This window comes from Rhodococcus sp. CX (genome assembly GCF_015865005.1).
Classification (GTDB): domain Bacteria; phylum Actinomycetota; class Actinomycetes; order Mycobacteriales; family Mycobacteriaceae; genus Rhodococcus.
In genome coordinates, this window is the sequence record NZ_JADZGH010000130.1 from 25,342 (window position 1) to 28,873 (window position 3,532).

Consider the following 3,532-nt stretch of genomic DNA (forward strand, 5'->3'; position numbering starts at 1 on the left):
CTGGCTCGGCTGGTTCGGATCGGGGATGTACGACGCGAAGCTCACCTCGTCGAACATCGCGGGCGGCACGAGCTGTGCAACCAGTTGTTCGGCCGGCACCACGGGACTGCGATCGACGAGACGTTCCTGCATTCCTCCAGGGTAGAGGCGTGTGATGAGGCCATACCTACACCAGCGGCGGATTGCGACCTACTTCACATCGGCGTCACCCGATCTTCACCTCGCATGAGTGCACGCGTCACACGCCCGCGTACGCTGCGCGCGTGGACCGGTGCACACCCGGATCCCGGCGACCTGGCAGGCTGTCGGCATGCGCAGAACCGGTGTGTTCGCGGTCTCCCTCGTCGCGCTCGCGGCGACGGTCACCGCCTGCGGGACGGGGCCCTCGGCCAGGCCCGACGTCGCGGTGGTTCGGGACGTCGGTGACGGGGCCGTCCCCGCCCCCGAACAGGACGAGCCCACCGAGCCCGGGCTGCCCGTGCCCGAGGAGGACCTGGCGTGGCGCGACTGCACCGCCGACACCGTCGCGGCGCAGAAACTGCCCACCGGTCCGACCGGGTTGGTCCTCGAATGCTCGGAGATCACCGCGCCCATCGACGAGGCCGGGACGGTGCCGGGAACGTTCCCGCTCGGGGTATCGCGGGCACGCCTGCCGCAGACCCCGACCGACGTCGCGCCGCTCGTGCTCACCACGGGAACGGACATGCCGTCCGGCACCGCACTCGCCGCCCTCGCCACCGGACCGATGTCCGGTCTGCTCGCCACACGACCGATCGTCGCGGTCGACCGGCGCGGGATCGGGCCGTCACAGCCCATCGACTGCATTTATCCCGCCGACCTCCGTGCGCTCGGCGATCTCGGCCAGTTCGGCCGCAGCGGCGACGGACCGAGCCGCGTCGCGGAGCTGAGCCGCGAGATCACCATCACGTGCACCGACTACCTGCAACCGCAGGAGCTGATGTTCGGGGCCGCACATGCCGCCGACGACCTGGACCAGCTGCGCCTGGCCTGGAACGTGGAGCGGATCGGACTGCTCGGTATCGGGAACGGCGCCTCCGTCGCGCTGGCGTACGCCGCCGAGTACCCGACGCACGTGGGTCGGCTGATCCTCGACTCCCCCGCCGCCGCAACCGCCGACGCCGAGCTTCTCGCGGAGAGCCGAGCGCGCGGCGCCGAAGCCGCGGTCGACGCGTTCGCCCGCCAGTGCGTGGCGCTGAAGTGTTCGCTCGGCACCACGCCGCGGGCGGTCCTCGAGGACCTGCACGCGAAGGCCGCGAACGGGGAACTGGCACCGCTGTCGTCGAACGCGATGCTCACCGCCGTGACCGGGTTCCTCGGCAGCCCCCGCGGCGACCAGCAGGCCCGCGTCCGCGAACTGTCCGATGCGCTGGCCGCCGCGCGCGACGGTGATGTGATGCCGCTGCTCGAACTCGTCGACCTCGCCGAGGCGCAGCTGAGCTCGGCCGGCCAGTTCGTGTCCCGGTGCAGCGACAAGCAGCGGCAGCCCACGCCCACCCGCGCCCTGGAGCTGCAGCGCACATGGGGAGCGAGCTACCCGCTGTTCGGCGCGGACACCGCGACCGGACTGACGGCCTGTTCCGCATGGCCGAGCATGCCGGCGCCGCCGCTGCCGGATGCGGTGGATGTGCCCGTGCTCGTCCTCGGGTCCGCCGCCGACCCCATCGTCGGCAACGGCGGGCTCGAATCCGTCACCGGCGCACTGACCGCAGTGGGCGCCCGATGGGCGGTGGTGTCGTGGCAGGGCGCCGGCTATGCGGCGGCCCTGCACTCGACGTGCGCGCAGGCCCGGGTCGCGGCGTATCTCGAGACCGGAGAACTACCGCCGAACGGCAGCCTGTGTCCCGCCTGAGCGCACCGTCATGCCGGGGCGGGTGGATCACCGATCTGCGGCTCCGGTGTACCGTGCCGTAGTGTTCCTCAGTCGTCTCGAGCCCCGCACCGCACGCACCACCGTGGAGGTGGTCAAGTGCGTTGTGTGGCCGTTGGCCCTGCTCACGGTGCTGCACCGTGTGGTGATCAAAGCCGTCAACGGCTTCCGGACCGACGACTTCACACCCGTGTACAACGCGGCGCTGGCGTTCCTCAATCGGCAGCCCGTCTACACCGCGAACTTCCGGTGGGTCGATCCGCACTACCTGTATCCGCCGTCGGGCACTCTGCTGATCTCACCGATCGCAGTGATCGACCCCGAACGCTCCCGCTGGTTGTTCATTCTCGCCAACGCGATCGCGATCCTGATCGCGCTGTACCTGCTGCTGCGCATGTTCGGCTACGGTCTCGATTCCGTGATCGCGCCGATCCTCGTGCTCGGGGCGTTCACCTCCGAAACGGTGACGAACACGCTGGTGTTCACCAACATCAACGGGCTCGTGCTGCTCGGGGAGATCGCGTTCCTGACGTTGCTGCTCGAGCGTCGCGACCTGTGGGCCGGCGTCGCGATCGGTCTGACGTTCGCGGTCAAACCGATCCTCGCTCCCCTGCTGTTCCTGCCCCTGGTCCGTGGCCAGTGGAAGGTGTTCGTCACGGCGGTGGCGGTGCCGGTCGCGCTGATGGCGGTCGCCTGGCCGCTCTCCGTCGACCCGTGGCAGTTCGTCGAACACACGACGCCCTACCTGCTCGAGGCGCGTGACTACTTCAACAGCGCGATCGTCGGAAACGGCATGTACTACGGCCTGCCGAGCTGGCTGATCCTGGGGCTCCGCGTCGTGCTCATGGCGATGGTGCTGGTGGCGCTGTGGTTGCTGTACCGCTACTGCCGCCACGACGAGCTGTTCTTCGTCGGCACCGCGACCGGCCTGCTGCTCACCGCCTCGTTCCTGCTCGGCTCGCTGGGCCAGATGTACTACTCGATGATGCTGTTCCCGCTGCTGATGACGGTGGTCCTGCCGAACTCGGTGATGCGCAACTGGCCGGCGTGGCTGGCCGTCTACGGCTTCCTCAGCTACGACAGCTGGCTGTCGAGCCGCTGGCCGGAGATGGGCCGGGCCGCCGAGTACATGAAGACGACGTTCGGGTGGTCGCTGCTGATCATCGTCGTGTTCGCGGTGCTGCTCGACCGGTACCTCGCCGCGCGCCGTGAGGGACGCCTGGATTCGGGCATCGAACCGGCATTCCTGTTGCCGAAGAAACCCGCCGCCGCCGTCCCCGACGAACCGGAGGAACCCGAGGAACGCATGGCCGCACAGGCCGTCCGCGACTAGCCTCGGCATCATGACTTCCACGCCCCGCCCGGATCCCGCACCGAAGGTCGAACGCAGCGACGAGGAATGGCGGGAGCTGTTGACTCCCGAGGAGTTCGCGGTGTTGCGCCGGGCGGGCACGGAACGCCCGTTCGTCGGCGAGTACACCGACACCGAGACCGAGGGTGTCTACGAGTGCCGCGCCTGCGGCGCGGAGTTGTTCCGCAGCAGCGAGAAGTTCCATTCGCACTGCGGGTGGCCGTCGTTCTACGATCCGGCCGATTCGGACGCGGTGATCCTGCGGCCCGACGATTCGCTGGGGATGCGCCGGG

At 69.4% G+C, this 3,532-nt stretch carries 2 protein-coding genes and 2 pseudogenes; 3 read left to right on the top strand and 1 reads right to left on the bottom strand.

The window, feature by feature from the left end; genetic code table 11:
- Window positions 1-132 (bottom strand): annotated as a pseudogene (locus tag I0Q12_RS32850) (cell division protein ZapE); the annotation flags it as partial.
- Window positions 133-310: 178 nt separating this feature from the next.
- On the opposite strand from I0Q12_RS32850, the gene I0Q12_RS14195 reads away from it, so the two are divergent.
- The 3 genes and pseudogenes from I0Q12_RS14195 to I0Q12_RS14205 all read left to right on the top strand — a co-directional run.
- Complete coding sequence (locus I0Q12_RS14195) at window positions 311-1,870, top strand: alpha/beta hydrolase (protein WP_197252525.1); 1,560 nt, start codon at window positions 311-313, stop codon at window positions 1,868-1,870.
- A 10-nt stretch (window positions 1,871-1,880) separates the two neighbouring features.
- Window positions 1,881-3,221 (top strand): glycosyltransferase family 87 protein, encoded by a 1,341-nt coding sequence (locus I0Q12_RS14200; RefSeq protein ID WP_197252526.1) that lies wholly within the window; start codon window positions 1,881-1,883, stop codon window positions 3,219-3,221.
- 79 nt (window positions 3,222-3,300) lie between these two features.
- Window positions 3,301-3,532: pseudogene (locus I0Q12_RS14205) on the top strand (peptide-methionine (R)-S-oxide reductase); the annotation flags it as partial.

What these genes read in the sequence shown, in the direction of transcription:
- I0Q12_RS14195 (WP_197252525.1), top strand. Translation starts at nt 311, where the DNA reads ATGCGCAGAACCGGTGTGTTCGCGGTCTCCCTCGTCGCGCTCGCGGCG.
- I0Q12_RS14200 (WP_197252526.1), top strand. Translation starts at nt 1,881, where the DNA reads ATGCCGGGGCGGGTGGATCACCGATCTGCGGCTCCGGTGTACCGTGCC.